The 20,525-nt window shown below is 39.5% G+C and carries 21 protein-coding genes; 1 reads left to right on the top strand and 20 read right to left on the bottom strand.

From position 1 onward, the window contains the following. Window positions 1-249: 249 nt before the first annotated feature. From FZC40_RS17050 to FZC40_RS05435, 9 genes are all read right to left on the bottom strand, one after another. Window positions 250-420 carry a hypothetical protein gene (locus FZC40_RS17050; protein WP_186843653.1) on the bottom strand — a complete coding sequence of 57 codons (171 nt, stop codon included), beginning with the start codon at window positions 418-420 and terminating at the stop codon, window positions 250-252. A 54-nt stretch (window positions 421-474) separates the two neighbouring features. After that, window positions 475-699, bottom strand: coding sequence for a hypothetical protein (locus FZC40_RS05470; RefSeq protein ID WP_148602910.1), 225 nt, complete (start codon window positions 697-699; stop codon window positions 475-477). Between the two features lie 113 nt (window positions 700-812). Next, window positions 813-1,577: a sugar phosphate isomerase/epimerase family protein gene (locus FZC40_RS05465; protein WP_148602909.1), complete on the bottom strand. Its 765-nt coding sequence runs from the start codon at window positions 1,575-1,577 to the stop codon at window positions 813-815. A 279-nt stretch (window positions 1,578-1,856) separates the two neighbouring features. After that, window positions 1,857-2,798 (bottom strand): alpha/beta fold hydrolase, encoded by a 942-nt coding sequence (locus FZC40_RS05460; protein ID WP_148602908.1) that lies wholly within the window; start codon window positions 2,796-2,798, stop codon window positions 1,857-1,859. A 50-nt stretch (window positions 2,799-2,848) separates the two neighbouring features. Beyond that, window positions 2,849-3,250 (bottom strand): MmcQ/YjbR family DNA-binding protein, encoded by a 402-nt coding sequence (locus FZC40_RS05455; RefSeq protein ID WP_148602907.1) that lies wholly within the window; start codon window positions 3,248-3,250, stop codon window positions 2,849-2,851. A 72-nt stretch (window positions 3,251-3,322) separates the two neighbouring features. Beyond that, window positions 3,323-4,036 (bottom strand): aspartate/glutamate racemase family protein, encoded by a 714-nt coding sequence (locus tag FZC40_RS05450; RefSeq protein WP_148602906.1) that lies wholly within the window; start codon window positions 4,034-4,036, stop codon window positions 3,323-3,325. Between the two features lie 22 nt (window positions 4,037-4,058). Then, window positions 4,059-4,388 (bottom strand): thioredoxin family protein, encoded by a 330-nt coding sequence (locus FZC40_RS05445; protein ID WP_148602905.1) that lies wholly within the window; start codon window positions 4,386-4,388, stop codon window positions 4,059-4,061. 121 nt (window positions 4,389-4,509) lie between these two features. Further along, the gene (locus tag FZC40_RS05440) at window positions 4,510-4,914 is read right to left on the bottom strand and encodes an SDR family NAD(P)-dependent oxidoreductase (protein WP_148602904.1); all 405 of its coding nucleotides are present in this window, start codon (window positions 4,912-4,914) and stop codon (window positions 4,510-4,512) included. A gap of 110 nt (window positions 4,915-5,024) precedes the next feature. Further along, window positions 5,025-5,291, bottom strand: coding sequence for a cyclic nucleotide-binding domain-containing protein (locus FZC40_RS05435; RefSeq protein ID WP_243135758.1), 267 nt, complete (start codon window positions 5,289-5,291; stop codon window positions 5,025-5,027). Window positions 5,292-5,627: 336 nt separating this feature from the next. On the opposite strand from FZC40_RS05435, the gene FZC40_RS17700 reads away from it, so the two are divergent. Then, entirely contained in the window at window positions 5,628-5,840 is a 213-nt protein-coding gene (locus FZC40_RS17700) for a YgiT-type zinc finger protein (RefSeq protein ID WP_337959674.1), read from the top strand. On the opposite strand, the gene FZC40_RS17265 is transcribed toward FZC40_RS17700, so the two are convergent. From FZC40_RS17265 to hsdR, 11 genes are all read right to left on the bottom strand, one after another. Further along, on the bottom strand, window positions 5,796-6,191 hold the full coding sequence (locus FZC40_RS17265) for a Fic family protein (protein WP_207706702.1): 396 nt from the start codon (window positions 6,189-6,191) through the stop codon (window positions 5,796-5,798). The two genes, FZC40_RS17700 and FZC40_RS17265, sit on opposite strands and share 45 nt — an antisense overlap. A 60-nt stretch (window positions 6,192-6,251) precedes the next feature. Further along, on the bottom strand, window positions 6,252-6,425 hold the full coding sequence (locus FZC40_RS17745; protein WP_420534735.1) for a Fic family protein: 174 nt from the start codon (window positions 6,423-6,425) through the stop codon (window positions 6,252-6,254). A 30-nt stretch (window positions 6,426-6,455) separates the two neighbouring features. Further along, window positions 6,456-6,824 (bottom strand): Fic family protein, encoded by a 369-nt coding sequence (locus FZC40_RS17255; RefSeq protein ID WP_207706700.1) that lies wholly within the window; start codon window positions 6,822-6,824, stop codon window positions 6,456-6,458. Window positions 6,825-7,255: 431 nt separating this feature from the next. Further along, window positions 7,256-8,464, bottom strand: coding sequence for a DUF4062 domain-containing protein (locus FZC40_RS05415; RefSeq protein ID WP_186843654.1), 1,209 nt, complete (start codon window positions 8,462-8,464; stop codon window positions 7,256-7,258). Between the two features lie 169 nt (window positions 8,465-8,633). Continuing rightward, entirely contained in the window at window positions 8,634-9,035 is a 402-nt protein-coding gene (locus FZC40_RS05410; RefSeq protein ID WP_148602901.1) for an MmcQ/YjbR family DNA-binding protein, read from the bottom strand. Between the two features lie 232 nt (window positions 9,036-9,267). Further along, window positions 9,268-11,055: an ATP-dependent helicase gene (locus FZC40_RS05405; protein ID WP_148602900.1), complete on the bottom strand. Its 1,788-nt coding sequence runs from the start codon at window positions 11,053-11,055 to the stop codon at window positions 9,268-9,270. Between the two features lie 4 nt (window positions 11,056-11,059). Further along, complete coding sequence (locus tag FZC40_RS05400) at window positions 11,060-13,045, bottom strand: AAA family ATPase (protein WP_148602899.1); 1,986 nt, start codon at window positions 13,043-13,045, stop codon at window positions 11,060-11,062. A 208-nt stretch (window positions 13,046-13,253) separates the two neighbouring features. Further along, a complete protein-coding gene (locus tag FZC40_RS05395) occupies window positions 13,254-14,207 on the bottom strand; it encodes a hypothetical protein (protein WP_148602898.1) in 954 nt (317 codons plus the stop codon). Between the two features lie 58 nt (window positions 14,208-14,265). Next, on the bottom strand, window positions 14,266-15,624 hold the full coding sequence (locus tag FZC40_RS05390) for a restriction endonuclease subunit S (RefSeq protein WP_148602897.1): 1,359 nt from the start codon (window positions 15,622-15,624) through the stop codon (window positions 14,266-14,268). 2 nt (window positions 15,625-15,626) lie between these two features. Further along, complete coding sequence (locus FZC40_RS05385) at window positions 15,627-17,039, bottom strand: class I SAM-dependent DNA methyltransferase (protein WP_148602896.1); 1,413 nt, start codon at window positions 17,037-17,039, stop codon at window positions 15,627-15,629. Further along, window positions 17,039-20,371 carry a type I restriction-modification system endonuclease gene (gene hsdR, locus FZC40_RS05380; RefSeq protein ID WP_148602895.1) on the bottom strand — a complete coding sequence of 1,111 codons (3,333 nt, stop codon included), beginning with the start codon at window positions 20,369-20,371 and terminating at the stop codon, window positions 17,039-17,041. The genes FZC40_RS05385 and hsdR overlap by 1 nt, the downstream gene beginning before the upstream one ends. Between the last annotated feature and the right edge of the window lie 154 nt (window positions 20,372-20,525).

The raw sequence follows: 20,525 nt of genomic DNA, 5'->3' as shown, positions 1-20,525 counted from the left end.
ATGGTCTCAGGAATTGCCCGAGGTTTGCAGACTCAAGCATAACTACAAAAAGTGCCTCAAATAATGATGTGCTCAGTATAGCAGGTTTGGATTGAACTTGCTATACGCCATCTTTTGAGGCACTTACTAGTCATCAATCTGCTGGCAACGTAATATATGCAGTTCATCTTTGGACATTAAAAAATACCTCCATTTATTAATCTGATGAAGGTATTATCTCATGAATTTTTAGCATAAAATATGTGCTGCCTATTTGACATTAACACTGCCCAATCTCCCCAGTTCAAGATTAGCCTGCTCCAGAAGAACATTAATCTGGGGTGTTTTCCACTCCCACTGTTTGTTAATCATTGCCGGAATAAACGAACTGAAATCCGATTGTGGTTCATGTAGACCGGCCTGATATTCTTCTAAATACATAATGTTACCTCTTCTTTCTTATGTATTTTAATATTATAGTATTTGTTGATCAGTCTAAACCGAAATATCCGGTTTTTCATTGAGCGACTCTGGCAGGTAATCAAGAACATCCTGTAAACTGCCAGCCTTTTTAAGTATCAGCATGGTATCCCGGTGAGGATTGGCATAAATACCTAGCCAGTAGAATTCATCATATTCCGGTCGATTCAAAAAAGCAAGAACCGGTTTTTTCAATGAAAATTGTGCATGCACACCTGGCTTATTTCCTCTTGCATCCATCCTGATCCAACGGCCCTCCAAAAAAACGGCATTATAAGCATGGACACAATATCTGAAGATTGCGTACCTTAACATAACAGAGATTTGGTTAATTTTTTCTGGCAAACTAATAACTATAAAACAGCCCTTGCCTTAGCTATTGCAATGCTTAAAAATTCATCTTCACTTTGAACATATTCAAATCCTGTGTTTCTCGTTTCAAAAGCTACGGCACCTTTGTAATCAACTGACTTCAATTTGTCTGAAAGCTTATTCCAATCAATGTTTCCCGAAAACGGAAGTGCATGCATATCCTCTTTACTGTTGTTATCGTGCAGGTGTAAAGCCATAAGTTTAGCACCATATAAACTGAATAAGTCTAGGTCTGGAGAATATAGATTATGATGTCCACTGTCAAAACAAAATCCAAGCCTATTTGATTGAATTTTACTAAATATAAATTCTAGATATTGAGGACTTTCCATATTTTCCAAAGCTATATTGATGTTCAAGCTTTCCGCCCTGTCTATAATTCGTTTTAGTCGCTCTATTCCAGTATTAGATACAGGTAAAGGAGTTTTACCATTTGTGGGATGCATAACTAAAGTTGGTATTTCATAAGTATTACAATCCTCTATACATGTGATAAGCTTTTTTGCATATTCATGTCCGATTGAATTATCTTCCCACAAAGTATTTGCCTCAATGTAAGGTGCATGAGCATTTTCAACATATAACCCAGCTTCTATAGCATACCGTGGAAAGTCTTTGTAGTCGCTATCAAACTGATCTGTCCAAAGCAAAATTACACCAGTAAATCCTGCAGATTTGATAACATTCATTCTTTCTCGTGGAGAAAGATTATAACCAAACCAATCAACAATAGTATAGTTTCTCAATTAAACTACCTCCCATAATAATATAAATAATCAGCAATTCAAATTTCTTTCCGTCGTTGTTACACATTTATCATCTTAATTCGCAATCTTTTACTATTGTGACTGTATTTAATTTTACAACAGAATAGTGTAATTATTCAAATATTTATCATAGCCTAATTCTTTGATGCGGGATGTAAGCTTGTTAGGGTCGTTTCGTTTGTCACAGGTTGTGAAAGCTCTTCAGGCAATGACGATCAAAACGACCCTATGTTAACCTTATTACTTCTTCTCTTTAAATCAGTTTCCCTTAACCGCAATGATCTCATTGATGAAGTCAATCATTCCGTCTTCGACCTCGTCACGAATATCCCGATAATTGTGGATTTCATGACGATACCCGGAATAAAGCTTGGTTTTGACCTGATTTCCGGTTTCCACCAGCCAGCTTGAAACCGCATAGACACCTTCTCCGTAAAGACCGACTGGATCCTGATCGCCAGCAATATTATAAACCGGAATCTCAGCCGGAACTTTCTCTGCCCACTGGATACCGATAATGCTATCAATCATCATGATAAAATCATAGGTTGAACGGATATTCGGCGGGCTTGTGAAATTGTTGAAGGGATCATTGGCATGATCAGCGACGATATCCGGATCGCCAGATATCCAATCATTGGGAGTCAGGGGATTAGCGATGCGGTTCGTCATCCATTCAAAAAGAACCCCTAGATAACTGGGATCGACTTCTTCACCTTTGCCCTCGTCGATACACTTTTGCAGTGCCGCAGCCAGCTCCCCGGTCTTTGGAAAAACCGACGAGGTTCCGCAGATCAGCAACCCGTCCATGCCCTCACCATAGACGGCGGCATAGGATCGGGCAATCATCGAGCCCATGCTGTGACCGTACATAAAATAAGGCAGCTCCGGATATTCGGCCTGAACCATTTGGCGCAGGCTGTGTTCATCTTCGGCCATCGTCATGTAACCTTTATTTCCCCAATCACTCCAATTTCCCGATTCAGCGGCAGTTTTACCATGTCCGACATGATCATCGGCGGCAACCACAAACCCGGCCTCGTTCAGCTTCAGAATCATATGCAGATAACGTCGCGAATGTTCGCCAAAACCGTGGACAATCTGGACAATTCCCCGGGGTTTGCGAATCGGCTTGTATATCCAAGCCTGGATTGTATCCTTTTCGTTAAATGATCTGAAACTTCTTTCTTCAAATGCCATCATAATCCTCCTATAAATTTATTATCAGGTTGTTAACCAACCGGACGATCTTAAATTAAGTGTAGCCTGGCAGAGGGACTGCTTTGTGCAATTTCCCGCTGTTTCTTTTTCGTCAGTTTCATAAACACGGTCTGATAAGCCAGTTGGATACAGTCGATCAAAACCGGTTCCGGGACATCGCCGGCAAGCAGAAGCGAATTCCAATGCTGTTTATTCATATGATAGCCGGGAATAATATCCGGATAACGGGAGCGGAGAATTTCACCATCGCCGATTGGCAGCTTGAGGGTCAACAGTGAGTCGCCGTTCTTGTTCTCACCGCGCATGGCAAACATCAACTCGCCGATAAAATATCGGACGGCATCCCATTCCGGCTGATAGTCCCGGGTTGTTCCCGGCAGCTCTAAAGCTGTTTGTTCAATCAGCTGATCCCATTTCTCACAAGGTTTCATCTGCATCTCCTTTTTTATCGTTATCTTTCCCGCCGCGCTTAGTAAGTTAAGTTGTAAATTAAGTTTGCCTGGCTACCGGGGCATTCCCAAATAACAGTTCTTATAATACTTAATAATGCTCTCGACATGGATTTTGGTGGTATTAAAAAACGGAATCCCCAGTTCACTTTCATTGAGTATTAACGGCAGCTCGGTGCAACCTAAAATAACCCCGTCAACCGCTTCAGTTTCAATCATCCGTTTGATGATGCTGAGTAATCCCTGTCGTGTTTCCTCCAAAAAGACACCTAATTCGATCTCTGTCATCAGTTTATCCTGAATGTATGCCTGCTCCGCCTCATTGGGAATCACCATCAAGATGTCCTCTCGGTTGCCGGCCTGCTGATAAAAATCGCTTTGCATGGTAAAACGGGTGCCTAACAGTGCCACCCGCTGACACCCCGATTTTTTTATAAACTCGCAAGTTTCATCGACGATGCTGATGAGCGGGATGGGTGACCGCTCACTGACTCGGTCAAATACAATATGAGGAGTATTGGCAGAGATAAATCCAAAATCAGCCCCGCCCCGGTAAAGCATATCGATGCCTTCCACCAGCCAATTTATCAGCTGATCCCATTCCCGGTTTTCCACAAGCCTCATCAGAATACTCATATCCATGCTGTTGATGATAATTTCCGGGTTGCGCCCGTCATTTACCTTATTGCGATGGGTTTCAATCAGCAGTCGATAATAATCCAGGGTTGATTCTGGTCCGAAGCCGCCGATCATTCCTATTCTTGTCATGATATTGCCTCCTTTAAATCAGTTACCTTTTAAAAAAAAGTTCAACGTATCTTGAAATTTGTTCTTCGAGATGCCTCAGGCTCATTATCCCCGCTTCCCGCAGGGTTTCCTTTTCCTGAATAAACAGGATGACTGCCGGTGCCGTAAAAACACTAAAACTTGCGGAAAGGGCAGGCGATTTTTGTATATCCACTTTAACCGCAGAAATGCTTGGATAGTTGCCGAGCATCTGTTCAATTTTGGGCAGCAGATCGCGACAGACACTGCAGGTATTGCTGCCAAAGTAAACCAACAACATGTCATTTTCCTTTTTAAAAGCATCGATTTCAGTAATTGAGTTAATTTGTTTCATCACTTCCGCCCCTCAACTATTAATTTTCCGGCAAACTATTTAATCTGTTCCAGTTGTGTTTTTCTGGGATAAAAGCCAAAGCGCTCATAAAAGCTGAAGGCGTTCTCGTTGCCCTCCACTTCTACCTATTTTTCAAAATGTATTCTTTTAGGGAATCAGGAAAATGTGTAATCATGTTGTATGAAAAAGGAACCGCAACCTGATATCGGGCATTCAGCCTGCTTTTCATAATGATATCACTGATGGTTTTTGCAGCTTTTTTCGATTCGGCAAATTTTTGTTTCTTCCTATTACTTGCATCTGATTCATAAAAACGAGCATAACATGAATTTGTATCGGATGACAGAGCATTCGAATTGTTGTCCAACGTCTTAAAGAAATTTGTATTCATTGGTCCCGGTTCAATAACGGTAACCTGAATATTATTGCTGTGCAATTCTAATCGCAATGCATCACTTAAAGCTTCTACTGCAAATTTTGATGCACAGTAGGCTCCGTTAATCGGTTGAGCAAATTTCCCGTCCAATACCGGTCGAACATCCCGTAATCAAAACAACACGTCCATCTTTCATTTCTGTCAACCTCCATTAATAAACTTAGGCATCATCATAAGTCATCTGAAGCTTATCCGCATTATCATTTAATAAGATTTGATTTTTTTCGTATACGGCTGAGTGACACCGGGGTGATTCCTAAATAGGATGCTAGCTGACACTGTTTCAGACGCTTTTCCAAGTCCGGATATTTTGTAAGGAATTGTTTATAGCGATCGGAACTATTTAATAATTTAAAACTGTTTGCGTGTTCCTCTTTTTCAACAAGGACGTTATCAATCATTTTTTTGTAAAATAAAAGCAACTCATAGTTACCATCTACGATTCTCTCAAAATCTTCAATTTTCATAACCAGAAGCTCACTGTCTTCCAAAGCCTGAATACAATAGGTCGATTCCTTTTGAGACAGGTATGCCACATAAGAAAATAGCGTACCACCTTCCGCATAGAAATACTTTGTGATATTAAGTTAAGTGTACCTGGCACGGTCACGCATTGATGTTTCATCTGGTTTTTCTCCTTGTTTAGAATCCGATCGTTGAGGCATGGGTGATAAGTTGGTCTCCAAACCGTTGGTCTCGATAATTGTGACATTTTGTAGAGCAATCAAATTTTTCTATCTTTTTGATCATTCCATTGTTATAATCATGATAACAGATAACTACCGGAAAGGCTCTGGAAAAAAATGATGAAAGGAATCATAACCCTGTGTTTTTACTGTAAAGAAAATTTATTTGATAGTATCACGACCCATGTTGTGAATTATAGAAACTGCCTGATCATTATTAAAAACGTCCCCTGCGAAGAGTGTGAACAATGCGGCGAAATTTCTGACAGCAGCATCAGTCCTCCGTTATTGCCTGTTTTCTGCGATGGTAGATTTACCGCTATCCGTTAGCCTGTACTTTTGCAAGCGACTGTTAGGTTTATCTGGGACAGTCATCTCAATGAGGTCTGCCACTATGAGCGGTTCTATGTGTCGTTTAAACGAGCGGGAGTCGCCGTTCATTCCGATTGCTGCAAAGATTTCTTTACGCGACAACGTTTTATCTTGAAGCGATTTCAAAACGTCTATCTGTGTTCCTGTTAAATCGACTTGGTGCTTATCTTGGTGCTTAACTTGGTGCTTGTCCTGTTCGACGATGGTATCTAAAACAGCGGATAGCGTGAATTCGATAAACACGCCGGAATCATTAGATTTTCTTGCCTCTTCGATTGCATCATAGTATTGCGGACGCTTCTCAAACATAACAGATTCCATTGGAATCCAAGCAAAAATTGTATTCCATTTTGCAAGCACGAGGGTCTGTCATAGCCGTCCCATGCGTCCATTTCCGTCTGAAAACGGATGGATGGTTTCAATTTCATAGTGAAGAATTGCACTTTTTAGCACGGGATGTAGATCAGACTTCTTAGCCCATTCAAACAAATCTTTGATAAGGACAGGTACGAATTGTGGTCTTGCGCCGATATGTACAGGCACATCGCCGTCGAACACGCCGACATCGCCTCTTCAAAACTTTCCTGATTCCTCAACCAAGCCCGGTGTCATTAACTCGTGGGCCTTCAAAAAGTCTTTTACATCATAGGGGTTGAAGTTTATAATTTTGTTATAGGCTTCGTATGCATTTGTTACTTCTTTTATCTCCGTTTTCTTTCCTGCAATTATCTTGCCTTCAATGACAGCAGTTACTTCCCCGAGCGAGAGGGAGTTACCTTCGATAGCGAGGGATGAGTAAATTGTCCGAACTCGATTTAATCGATGTAAACGAATATTCCGATTGAAATCTGTGGCGTATTCCAGTTTCGTTACGGTCTCTACTATTTTTGCTAGGTAATCGGCAGATTTTTCCGTTATCGTATACGGCGGTTTATTAGTCATTTCATCATCTCCTATGTGAACTCCTTTTATAATGATTATTTTCGCTAAGTTTTGCGAGGTATCGATCATACCGCAATCAGTTGAGTCTGGCACCGGTGCGCACCAAAATTTGTGGTTTATATGCCTGCTTTTTCAGCCGTTCCAAAAGTGATTCGATGTTCGATTCTAAATCTTGCTCGTACTCAATTTTGGTTAATTGGTCTACTCCTGCTGCCTTTTTACCACTCATCTTTTTATGACTTTCGTTCAGGCTCTCTTTATTTATTAGTCCGGCCAGTAATGTATTATTATTGGTTACCCGATAAGCTCCAAGGCTAACTACGGGCGGTTGGTCTACCTTGCCCGATGGGATTCGCACCCACTATATGATACGAACTGGCTCGGCAGCACTGCCTGGCACCGTCAGTGCAGGTAAGGCTCTTTGAAAATATTTATTCATTTAGCGGTATATAGTTTATCCCCATAATTTTTTTTAATCGTTCGAATTCTTGCTCGAATGGTTTTAAATCTGGTTTAGTTAAAGTTAGTATTACATTTAAATCTAATGGTTTATCCTGATCATTAATTTCAATGGGTATTTTAAAAACTTCTTTATTAAACAGATCTATAAATGTCTCAATATCAGAAATGATTGTTTCACTTATTTTAAGTTCAATTTCCAATAAATTATTCCATTCTTCTGGAACAATAACTGATTTGTACTCCAAAGCCCCTTGAATAATACTTTCAAAAACATCCATTAATTTGTCTGCTACATATATAATATGTTCAATGTCACCCGAAACACCAGGTTCACCAAAGGCTTCTGGCATAGCATCATATACTATTGCATTTAAATAACTTACTTTTTTAAGTACTTCATTGTTTTTTAATTCAACCCAGTCAAATATCTCTACTATTTCATCAAATTTCGTAAAATTACTAAACGATATTCCATACTTTAAATCTCTTCTTAATTTAGTTAATTTTTCTAAACCATCTAGTAACTGTTGCCCAAATAATTTATATTCCCAACCAATTGATTTATCAATAATTATTTTTAGTGCCTCAGCACTAATGGTATTTAGATATTTTGTTGTATTTGTTTTAAGTATTTGATTTCTCACTTTCAAACAATCATTTAATAGAAAGCCTAATTGTCTCTGTAATGACAATTCAATATCTTTAGAATTTTCAAAACTAATCAGCCAGATGTTATCCTCAGCATTTAGCTTTTCAATAAATTCAAATAGTTTTGAAGAATCAACAACAGAATCAAAATTCAATAACTTATTGTCTTTCCACAAAGGGAATATAGATAGTATTGATTTTTCAATAAATGCATAAATTGGTATCCCCTTACTCTTTGCTTTGAGATATTCTAAATTTGTAACAGACTTTCCGCAATCTGTTACATTACCGTAGCGACCGCCAACTATTAGAACAAAAATATCAGCACGCTCTTGAACCACGTGCAGACAATTTTCAACTGTTCCTAGATTAGGATCAATTGGGAAAGAATCATATTCAGAAAGCAATGCTTCATACCCTAATTTATTTTCAATAAAAGTCATAATATTTGTTCTGATTTGTTTTAAATCATAACAAGTTGAACTTACAAATACAGTTGGTGTACGTCCTAAACCAGATTTTAATATCAATATAAAAGTCTCCTCTAAATAGATTTTAAAATTGCAAAAGAATAATAAATCGCATTCCATTTTATGATTTTCAAGATTAATTCTATTAATAAACTCATCAATTTTTTCACTTTGAAGCCTCAACAAATAAGTATAAGTGACAGGTACGGCCAAGCCTGACCGGACGATCTTAAATTAAGTGTAGCCTGGCAGCGGGACTGCTTTTCGCAATTTCCTGCTGTTTCTTTTTCGTCAGTTTCATAAACACGGTCTGATAAGCCAGTTGGATACAGTCGATCAAAACCGGTTCCGGGACATCGCCGGCAAGCAGAAGCGAATTCCAATGCTGTTTATTCATATGATAGCCGGAAATAATATCCGGATAATGGGAGCGGAGAATTTCACCATCGCCGATCGGCAGCTTGAGGGTCAACAGTGAGTCGCCGTTCTTGTTCTCACCGCGCATGGCAACCATCAGCTCACCGATAAAATATCGGACGGCATCCCATTCCGGCTGATAGTCCCGGGTTGCTCCCGTCAGCTCTAAAGCTGTTTGTTCAATCAGCTGATCCCATTTTTTACAAGGTTTCATTTGCATCTCCTTTTTTATCGTTATCTTTCCCGCCGCGCTTAGTAAGTTAAGTTGAGACCGGCACCGTTAGAAGATGGTGCGCAAAACCTCAGTCTCATGTGTTAACGGGAAGAGTCGACCCCGATAAGTTAAGTCAATAAGTTAAGTGTGCCTGGCACCGCCAACTTATAAGGGGCAGGCACCGGTCAATTAAGTTCAGGAGCAGGCACCAATCACTCCACAAACACTCAAATTATTTACAGTCTCGTCCTTGATACAGCATTTTCCAAAACCTATTAGGTTTACAATCTTTAGTCCATGGCCCATTTTTAGTATTTATAGTTATATGTTTTGAGTATAGTAATACACACTTCTTTCTTGCTCTGCTAACACAGACAAAACAAATTCGACAGCTTTCTTTCTCTTCGCTTTCACTGCATCTATAATATGGAAAATTTCCCTCTTCCATTCCTATCATATATATCACATCAAATTCAAGACCTTTTGAACCATGCCTTGTTGAGACAATTACTTGATTATTAGGTGTTGTCATATTATAAAAATCTAATAATGAGTATTCTTTATAAGGCAATATTTCTAAACTGTTTTTCAATATTATAATATTGTCATTTTCATCAGGTAGTAAATCAATTTCTTCAAGCAATTGATCTATTGCAAGTTCTTCAAAAATATATAAAATCCACGCCTTAATACTTTTTTGATGTTTAGCACTTTCTGTCATTACTTTATACAGTTGTCTCTTAAGCATCATTATTTTTTCATCGATTAACAATTCAACATTATTGTTTATTCTACACCAAAATGAATATATTTCGTCAAATGAAACACTTTGTTCCGTAACCCAACCCGCACATTTTTGAAACCATTTTATCATGTCACTTATCTCAAACGGATGCTTTGATACATAAAAATCAATTGAATTCTCTTGCAAGCACTTACATACATCTGATATTTGATATTTATTTCCACATAGAATTGCCATCTCATGATAGGGCATACCTTTTTGATAATCAACATGTATTCGTTTTACTACTTCAGTGACTTGCTCAGATATTTCGCATTCACATGATACAAATTCGATTTTGGCAGTATAATCTTTCAATGGGCCTTTAGCGATATAGTTTCTTTTTTCACCAAGTACGATTTCTGAAGCTTTAATAATTTTCTCAGCACTTCTATAATTATTAGTTAAAATAATTGTATGTATTGAAAAATCTTTTCCTAACTCTAATAAATATTCAGGCGATGCACCTTGAAAATCATATATTGATTGATCTGGATCTCCAACTACAAAATATTTCATTTTTGTAGTTGTAATTAAAGATAACACCATTTCGTGTAATGGTTTACCTAAATCCTGATATTCATCAATAATAATCCATGGAAATTTTGCTTCCAAACAAATTCTCACATATTCTTCGTTTTGTATGAGCATTGTCGCATACTTTACGATACTTATATAATCAATTAACCCCAATTTTTCAAGTTCATTTTCATACGAAATCCCTAATTCAGATGCAATATTATCAATTGGTGTACTAATTTTACTAAGTCCTTCAATTTTTCTTGTTCTTTCTCTGTCCATTTTGAGAATATCAGTATTTGCTCCTTTTTCAGTTTTTAATCTATCAAAAATACTGGTTTTTTCCTTATTTGAAATTAGCTTGATTGGACTTGGAATATTATATTGGGGATACAATTTCGAATAAGGAAAAATTACTTCCGCAAGACAAAAACTATGTACCGTACCTAAAAATATATTTTTTCTATTAGGTAAGCCTATCTTTATTAACCTTTCTTTGAATTCTCTAGCAGCTTCTCGACTATAAGTAACACAAGCAATTCCGCGTGGTTCATTAATCATTTCAGATAGAAGCCTCATGATTTTCAATGTTAATATTGTTGTTTTGCCACTTCCTGGGCCAGCTAACACAACAGTATTATCATTGGTTCTATATGCTTCTAATTGCTTCTCATCCTTTTCAATTTGAGCTAATTTTATATTGAATTCTTGTTTCATAAAATTATCCTTCACACACTATGTCAGAAATGTACTCAATAGCGTTCTTGATGTAATCTGGTATCATTTTAGCAGTACAATTAGCTGCCAATCTTTGTGAAAATCTACCTTTCCCAATATTACTATGTGAACTTGTAATTTGGTTAAGACATTTATCATATTTACCCGCTTCAAAGTTTTTCTTGAAATTACTCTTTTGCGTTGTTTTTCCTGCAGTCAACTTATTAAATATTTTGAATATTATTTCTTTGTCGGCTGTACTTGAGAGTGCAGCAAAAATATCTATTTCTAATGTATATGCACCAACAAAAATTCCTCTTTCTTCAAACTTTGCATCTTGCTCACTATAATCCAACTTCTTTAGTTCCTGATTATACTCATCACTAAATAAAACAGCACATAGTTGCAGCATTCTTTCATTGCCATTATAACCAAAATTTTTATGTTCGTCTGAACTGACTGTTCCAAAAACACGTTCATTATTACTACTATCAGTATAGTAATAGTCGCCATCAGTTAAAATTGCATTCGGAATTCCGAGTTCATCTGCAAATATTTTAAACGGCTCAAAATTGGTTGAATTAACATTACATATTATTATCCCCATTTTATCCAAGTCTTTATTTAACAGTGATGCAAATTGTGGTATTAAATACTCTTCACCAATTCCTTCAACAAAAATTATCCCTTTTGCTAGATAAATTTCACCACGTTTTATATCGATGTATCTTTCTAAATCAATAATTTCATCTTTACCCAATTGAATGTTTGCCGTTGTATGGACTTGAGTACCATTAGAAGTACACAAGAGATGAACAATGGTACTTAATGGTGCAACTGATGATAAATGAGTTGAATGTGTTGTAATTAATACAGAGGCTTCACTTTCTGCCACTGAATACTTATATAATAATCTCTGATATATCGGGTGCAAATGCGCTTCCGGCTCTTCTATTGCAAGAATTGTTATTCCATTTGGTTGATTATTATGTTCATACATATACTCATATAATTGTTGTCGATTTATCTTACTGATACTATTCTTTAAATAATATTTATTTTTTTCTTTTTTATAGCATTTAGGCAAAGTACCATTTGTATCTTCCTTGCACAAATTGTCGTATTCATCAATTGATAAAAAGGTTTTTATAACACAATCCTGAATAAGAAGCAACATTAATGTAATATAGAATATATTATTAATACCTAGGCTTGTATTGTATGAGTCTCTACTATTTATTAACGGTTTTAATGCATATAGAATTCTTGATGCATCAATATCAACTGTTCTTAGTGTGACATCAAAATTTTCAGAATATGAAACAATATCATTAAAAAGATTATTTATTTCTCTTTGCAAATCATTAATTTCAGGCAAATCCAGTATATCTGCTCCTGATTTTTTTAATGCAGTTGAAATTTTCTCAAGATCTTCTTTTTGTATTATATATCTATGTTTCACAAGCTTTGTTAAAGGTGAGCTTTTTGAATTTTTCATTTCATTTTCAACATCACGTATTGCTTTAATAACCTTTATATTTAAATGCTTTCGATCCTCGTATGTAAACAAATTATTTTCATCATCACCTTTAAAAACAATGTAACGGTATCTGGCTATTCCATTTGTAGAAATATCTTGAAAATATTTATAAGTAATCTTTAATAATTTTCTCCCATTGACATTGACCGTTGCATCTGATAGTTGACACAAAATATTTTTTGCCTGATTATAACCATCGATATATATCGAAATAATAATTTCTTCGCCATTTTTTATCGGTTCAACAAGTCCTTCATAAAAATCTCCTTCATCTAAAAATCTATCTTCTTCAGAAAGTGATGGATCTAAAATTAATTGCAATGCCCTTAGCAAATTACTTTTTCCTACTCCATTTTCTCCAATTAATACGGCCTTTTGTTTTAATTCGAACTCGCAATTTTTAAAATTTCTGAAATTTTTTATTTGAATCTTCTTAATATATGGTTGCATAAAAACTCCTTCTTAAATTGATAATCACGTAATTAACCTAGGGGACATATCGGAATAAGTGAAATAATGCATACAATATGCCGTCGGTGGGGACGTTTCTTTCAGTTGTCATATTTGATATACACTGTATATCAACACATGTAAACTATTCTATTTTTACAAAAAACAAAAATAGAAAAAGTTCTTTAAAAAGAATGTCTATTAGATATTAATTCAACTTCCTTAATCCGTCACCAAGTTTTCTCACTATTTTAATCAATTCATATACATCTTCTTTTTTTACAACAATTCTTTGACCTACTGAATAGAATACATCCCCAGATTTCTCAATATATCTCTCATCAACCATTCCATTATTGTGCTCAACCAAATGTCTTCTTTGAAAATATAAGTTCATCGTAGCTAATTCGCAATCACTCAACCATTCTTCATAGCCTTTCGAGTAAACATTTCGAAACAAATCGCTACCTTTATATACGATTTGAAAATCATTTACTCTTGCATTTTCACCTGAAATCAACTTATATTTTGATGCTGCATATTTCTGAAATGAAGAAACAATATCACCTAATGATCCCTCAACCATTTTTCTTATCATAGTATTTGCAGTATCTTTTCCATAACTTTGAGTGAACAATTCTTCCATTTCACTAGAAGAATCAATCATTTTATTTATGCTATCCATATGATTATCAAAAATGCTTTCTATTGCATTATTACCACAGCATGGGCAGAAATAGGCTAAACCAATAACACTATACCTAGTACCGCACATTTCACAAATTATCTCTAATTCCCATTCTTCGCTTTGTCCTAATGGATTGTTATTAAAGGTTATTTTTTCACCAGGTCTATAAGTAACTTTAACATATTTATTATTTCTTGTATCTCTTGCTAATTTTCCAAAATTATCATCTAACATATCGCTTAGCATTGACATTACAAAATTAGAAGCAAATTTTTCCATGTCATTTATTTGTTTCTGTGTCCACCATTTTTCTGAATTTTCAATACATCCACACATTGGACAATAAACTTTTTCATCAGATACTTTATTTTTCCAATCTTCCAAGTCAATTTTAAAGATATATTCACATTTTGGGCATTCTCTATCAAAAAAACCTTTTTCATCCGAATTAAATGTAATTGGTATTTCATCCATAGTGGTTCTCCTTTACAAATGAACTTTAATAATATCAGTGGCTTTTAAATTTAAAAAATTATACAGTTACCAAATATTCTTTGAGCAGATTTAATACATTTTCTTCTTCTGGCACATTCGTTCCCAATTTTCCACGAAATGCTTGACTGAGGATTACTTTTTTCATGGCTTCGATCTGGTCAATGAGGTTGTAGAGATCTTTGGCGTTTTGTTCTTTTTCAAAGAGACCGTCGAGGATTCGGACGATTTCTTGTTGCTCTTTCAGTGATGGCGTAAAAAACGGATATTTGTAAAGTGCCTGAGAATTGATACTTTCTACTGTTGTACCACTTTTTGAACAGGTATTCCGTATTTCCTTTTCATGGCATACACAATACCAATATAAATATTTCAAATCCGCTTTTTTAGGCACGATAGCTTTCATATCCTGATTAACGGTCACGCTTTTCCCTGTTATTGCGGTCGGTAGAATTCTACGTAGGATCCCACTTCTGACAACAAATAATACAGCAGGTTCATCAATGAGTTTTGCCGATGATTCCGCTATTGCTTCAAGCGTAATATGATCAATAGTATCGTTAATGAACATAGATTTCATATCCTTTGGTGTTACCCACGGGATATCACCCTTTTCCCAATAAACTCTTTTTGATTTACTAGGAGTTCCTCCCCCATACCACTGACCGCTCTCACCAAGGGTTGACTCTTCCCAGCTCTCCAACCCGACCCCATTCACTTCCCGCCACTTTTTCGTCAATTCCCCGGTGAAGGCTTTGTGGAGGATGGCTGCCTTGCGATTTTCAAAGCTGTCCAGAGCCTCCTGTATCAGTTCTTTGGCTTGGTCCAGCTTTTCAAAAAGGCTTTCGATGCGGTCAACGATGCGCTGTTGTTCGGTCAGGAGTGGAAGGGGGAATTTTATTTTGGTAACACTTTGTATGCTAATACCCAATACAGTCGAGCCACTCGCATTACTGATAAATTCGTCTTTTCTAGTCAACATAAAATAATGCAAATATTTACTTGAAAGAGACGACTTCACAATTTTAATATCTTGATTAATTGCTGTTTTAATATTAGAAATTATCGATTTGCCCGGCTCTATTCGAGTTATTAATAACAAATCACCAATTTCGCAAATATTTGTTGAACTATTTAGCACACCATCTTCTGAAATTGTATCAATTGTTGAATTAAGAATTTCACCTTTTATGTCTTTAACACTCGCCCAAGGGATTGTTCCGTTCCAATATGACGAATTTGATTTGGAAGGTGTTCCACCGCCGACAAACTTTGCCACGCTCCCTAGCCTCGTCCAAACCCAATTCTCCGGCACCTTATAAGGCTGCTCTTCTTCCTTAACCAATGCCTCTTCCAGCATTTCCTCAACCGTCAGTTCCTTTTTCTTTTTCGCCGTCATACCTACGCCTCCAGTGATCGGAGTTCTTTAAGCACCCTCTGGATCAGGTCAACGGCTTCTTCCAGTTTGGCGACCACTTCTTCTCCGCTTTCAATGGGGTCCTGCATATCTTCGTAGTCGATGATGCTGTCATCCCGGATGAGTCCTAAATCCAAGCTGTCGTTCTTTGCCCGGATCTGTTCTCTGGTAAAACAGGAGAAGCGTTCATCTTCAACGAGGGTGCGATCTGTGGCAGTATAGGCTTTGATGAAATCCACAAAGTGTTCTTCATTGAGGGTTTTGGTTTTGCCGAAGGACTGCATATTGGTACGCAGGTCGTAGATCCAGACGTCCTTGGTGTTATTCTTTTCGGTTTTTCCCCGGGTAAAGAAAAGCACATTGGTTTTCACCCCCTGGGCATAAAAAATCCCGGTGGGCAACCGGAGGATGGTATGGAGATTGCACTTGTTCATCAGATCGCCCCGAATTGAGGCGCCATCGCCGTCGGCAAAGAGCACATTATCCGGGAGCACCACGGCCGCCCGGGCTTTGCCGTTGGGTTTCAGGCTACGGTAGATGTGCTGGAGAAAGTTAAGCTGTTTGTTGGAAGACGGAAAGGTTAAATCGTCCCGGGTGGTACGCTCGCCTCCTTTTTTTGTTCCGAAGGGGGGATTGGTCAGCACCAGGTCATAATTTTTCATGACCTTTCCCTGGTTGGACAGGGTATCCGCCAGCAGAATCTCTCCTTCTATATCGTGGAGCATGGCGTTCATCAGGGCCAGTCGATGAGTATCGTGAACCAGTTCGCAGCCGGTGAAGGCTTTATATTTCTGAAATTCCTGAGCTTCCAGGGACAAATCAAAATTATCATCGTTATGCTTTTTCACATAGCGGTCGGCGGCAATCATAAACCCGAAAGTGCCGCAGGCCGGGTCGTTGCAGAGTTCCCCTGGCTGGGGTGCCATCAACCGGGTCATGATGTTAATCAGAATCCGGGGGGTAAAGTATTGGCCGGCGCCGGATTTCTTTTCGTTGGCGTTTTTCTCCAAGAGGCCTTCATATAAATTTCCCAGACCTTCTTCTTTGGCCGAATACCAGTCCAGTCCGTCGATGTTGGTGATGATCTTTTCCAGATTCTTGGGCTCTTCAATATTGGAACGGGCCCCCGCATAGATTTCGCGGATTCGCCCGGTGCATTTTTCACCGAGATGGTTGAGCAGTTCGGTATAAAAGCGTTTCAGTTCGATCCCCTGTTTTTTAGCCAGCATATCCCAGCGATAGGCTTCGGGTATGGGAGCATCGGTGTTTGTTTCCTTGGCCATTTTCAAAAATAATATATAGGTGAGTTCGGTAACGTACTGGTGATAGGTAATCCCATCATCCCGGAGCACGTTACAGAGGTTCCACAATTTTCCCACAATTTCCTGATTATTCATTAAGCTGCATTTCCTCCATCGTCATATAAATAGTCGTTTAACTCTGTTATTATATCATTTAATTGGTTGCCAAAGACTTTGTTTATTTTGTCATAGCCGCCGGATGTTTTAAATGATCCGGTGTCAAAGGTCGCCTGTTCCAGGACGGTTTCCAACAGCAGATTTTTTTCAATCCGGTCAATCCAATTGAGCTGCATTTTGTTGAAGTCATGTTTTTTCTTGAGCCGGGACACGGCGTTGTTAATCCGCTGTTCATGGCTGATAAGGGCGGAGCCGATGGCCTGCTGTCTTATCAGGCTGATGATATCCGCGGTGATGTCTTCATTGGTCAGTTCTTTCCAGGCGCTGTTTAATAGTTGTTCGGTAAAGCGGTTTCGGTCGAGTTCCAGCTTCAGACTTTTCAGGCTTTCACGGGTCATTTCTTTGGGCCGGGTGCAGACAATATTCAGGGCCAGAATTTTATTGAGGTTGTCGGTGATGAAGGTTCTGAATTCTTCCAGATAGTCGGCGGGCTTTTTGCCTTCGCCGTAACCCCGGGTATGGCTGACCAGGGCGTCCGGCTTATCGGAAACCACCACCGCATTTCGGGGATTGGCACACCCGGCTTTTAGTGGCTCAAAAATCTGGGTGTTGTTCAGCAGATGGGTTTTGGCATCGCTAACTGTCATGCCCCGGAGCATGTCGATAAAGGCGGTCGGGGTTTGGCCGTTGGAAAGATCACAAAAATGTGCCAATGCTGTGTCATCCAGGCTGCGTTTGGCGCGCTGAACTTTGGCAATGATCATATCGATCTGATTTTTCAGTTGTTTCTCGGTGTTCAGGGTGGTGAGTCCGGCCAACAAATCAGCAAAGCTGGTATTGGGATTGGCCACTACCGGCTTCATGGTGTTAACCGCCGCGAGAGATTCATACACGCCGATGGGATCGTAAATCTCGAAGTGAGTTTTCCTGATTTCCGGGCACAGCCGAGTGGCTCGCCCCATCATCTGTTCAAACAGAATTCGAGACTTTACCCGGCGCATAAAAACGAGCGTAGTTATTTCCGGAACATCAATCCCGGTGGTCAGGAGATCCACGGTGACGGCAATGTTGGGGAACTTTTCGTTTTTGTAATGCTTGATGGCTTCCATGACTTTTTTCTTATTGCCGCCGCCGACACTGCCAGTGATTTTCATAATGGCGTCGTTGTCCACGCCCATGGGCTCGTAGTGCTCTTTGAGGATTTTGACAATCAAATCCGCATGGTTGTCGTCAACGGCAAAAATCAGGGTTTTGCCGTCGGCGTCAGGATCAAGATCTTTGGCGATTTCATTTAATACCGTGCGGTTGAAATTTTCGGTAATGACTTTCCGGTTGAATTGTTCCACATCGAATTTGAGCTCATCTTCCAGTTCGTCACTGTTGATGATTTCATTGGTAACGGGGTCGTAGATGGCCAGGGTTTCCCCTTTTTCATAAATAATCCCTTCCTGGCTGAGCTTGGTGATAATAGTATGTGGGGCATCGTGATCGACCAGAAAACCTTCGATGACGGCCTCCCGGTAGGTGTAGTTAAAGACAGGCTTGCCGAAGATCTGGCTGGTGTGCAGCGCCGGGGTGGCGGTCATGGCGATTTTAACCGCATCAAAGTATTCAATGACGGTGCGGTATTTGCTGATGAAGTCATCCTGGTTGCGATAGAGCATTTCGTCTTCGCTGAGTTCCTTGTTCAGAATATAACCCCGATGAGCTTCATCAATGACAATCAAATCGTAGTCGGTGACCGCCGGCATGGTTTCTTCCTCGTTGTAGAGAATCCGTTTCACCAGGCTTTGGACGGTGGCCACATGGATTTTTGTTTCTTTGTCAATGTTTTTGTCGTCAAGATTTTTGATGTTGTAGATGGCATCCAGGGTCATTAAATCTTCCAGCTTCACTTCTTTGAAAACATCCTGGGCCTGTTCCCCCAAGGCGGAGCGGTCCACCAGAAAAAGAATGCGTTTGAAGCGGCCGGTTTTTAGAAAGCGATAAATCAATCCCAGAATGGTGCGGGTTTTGCCGGTGCCGGTGGCCATGGACAGCAGGACGGTTTCCCGGCCGTCGATAACGGCTTGTTCCGCCGCTGCGATGGCACCGATCTGGTAGGATCGGAGATTCAGGCCGTCTTTATCCCGAAGCAGATCATAGGGCAGGGCCGTTAATGCGGAATTGGCGGCCGCAATGTCTTTCTCCAATAATTCCAGCAGACCGTTGGGGCTCATCCATCCCTGTAGGGCTTTGGAAATGTTGGCTTCCTGTCGGGCATCCCGAAACCAGATGCCGGATTTGGTTTCCAGCTGTTTGAGGTATTTTCGGCCGTTGGTGGCAAAAAGAAAGGGCGCCTTGTAACCATTCCAGTTGTCGATGACATAGGCGGCATCCGTCTCTTTGAATGCCTGGGAATAGGACTTGCACTGGTTGTCGATCACCGCCGGAATATCGATGGCCGCACGTTTGGCCTCGACGATCCCGACCAGTTGGGTTCCCACAAACAGCGCGTAATCCGCATAGCCTTCGATGCTGACGGTTGAATCCGTAGGCCATTCGGCAATGGCCAGATTGCGGCCTTTCTGGGGACGGGTTCCCTTGGCATAGCTGAGCATGACGGTGTCGGCCTCCCAGCCCACTTTTGCAAGCTGGGCATCAATGAGATACCGGGTTTCGGCTTCGGAGAGATTAAGCTGGTCCGTAGCGGTTTTGGCCTGCTTCGCGCGCTGCTGGATTGTGGCCGGGGTGATGGCAAAATGCCGGACCGCATTTTTTTGAAGGGCCTCAATAATGGCTTCTTTTTCTTCCAGTTCTTGTTTCAGTTTTTCTTTTTCAACTGCTTCCTGCTTTTTCTGTTGTTTTAATTGGGCCTTGGTCTTTTTCGTATACCAGACGGTACCGCCAGGGGATTGCTGTTTCTTGAGTATGAAACCAGCGGGTTCATAGGCATAGTCGCCGTAGACTTGCATAAACCAGACGCCCAGGTTGTAGCCCATTTCCAGCAGAATCACCGCGTCATCATAGGAATCGTAGCCTTGATGGACGGCCTTGTTTCGGGCTTTACGCAGGGCGTAAAAAATGTCGTCAATTTCTGGAGCAATCAAACCTTCTTTTTTTAAAACTTTGATCCGGTTGGCATGGGTGTTTTCCACTAACGGAGGCTCGACATTGTCAAGCTCCATCATGAAATTGACGATGGTTTCCCCGAAGAGACCCAGCTTGATAATACAGGAGTTCCCGTCGGTATACAGGTAATCTTCTGCCAAGCTTCCCATCATCGCCAGTGCCGGAAAGTGATCGCCTAAAAATTCATAGTTTGATTTCATTGATTATCCCCTCAGTCAAGTCGATGTAATCGTATTTAATGGAAATATTGTATCACTAAATTGTTGTCAGGGAAAGATTAATAAGCAACAAAAAAACCAGAATCCAAGTTGTTAGTCTTGGATTCTGGTTTTTTATGGTCATTTTACTTTCAAC

Origin of the sequence: Acetobacterium tundrae (genome assembly GCF_008086615.1) — a bacterium.
In the GTDB taxonomy this organism is placed as follows: domain Bacteria; phylum Bacillota; class Clostridia; order Eubacteriales; family Eubacteriaceae; genus Acetobacterium; species Acetobacterium tundrae.
This window is presented reverse-complemented; position numbering and strand designations above follow the sequence as displayed.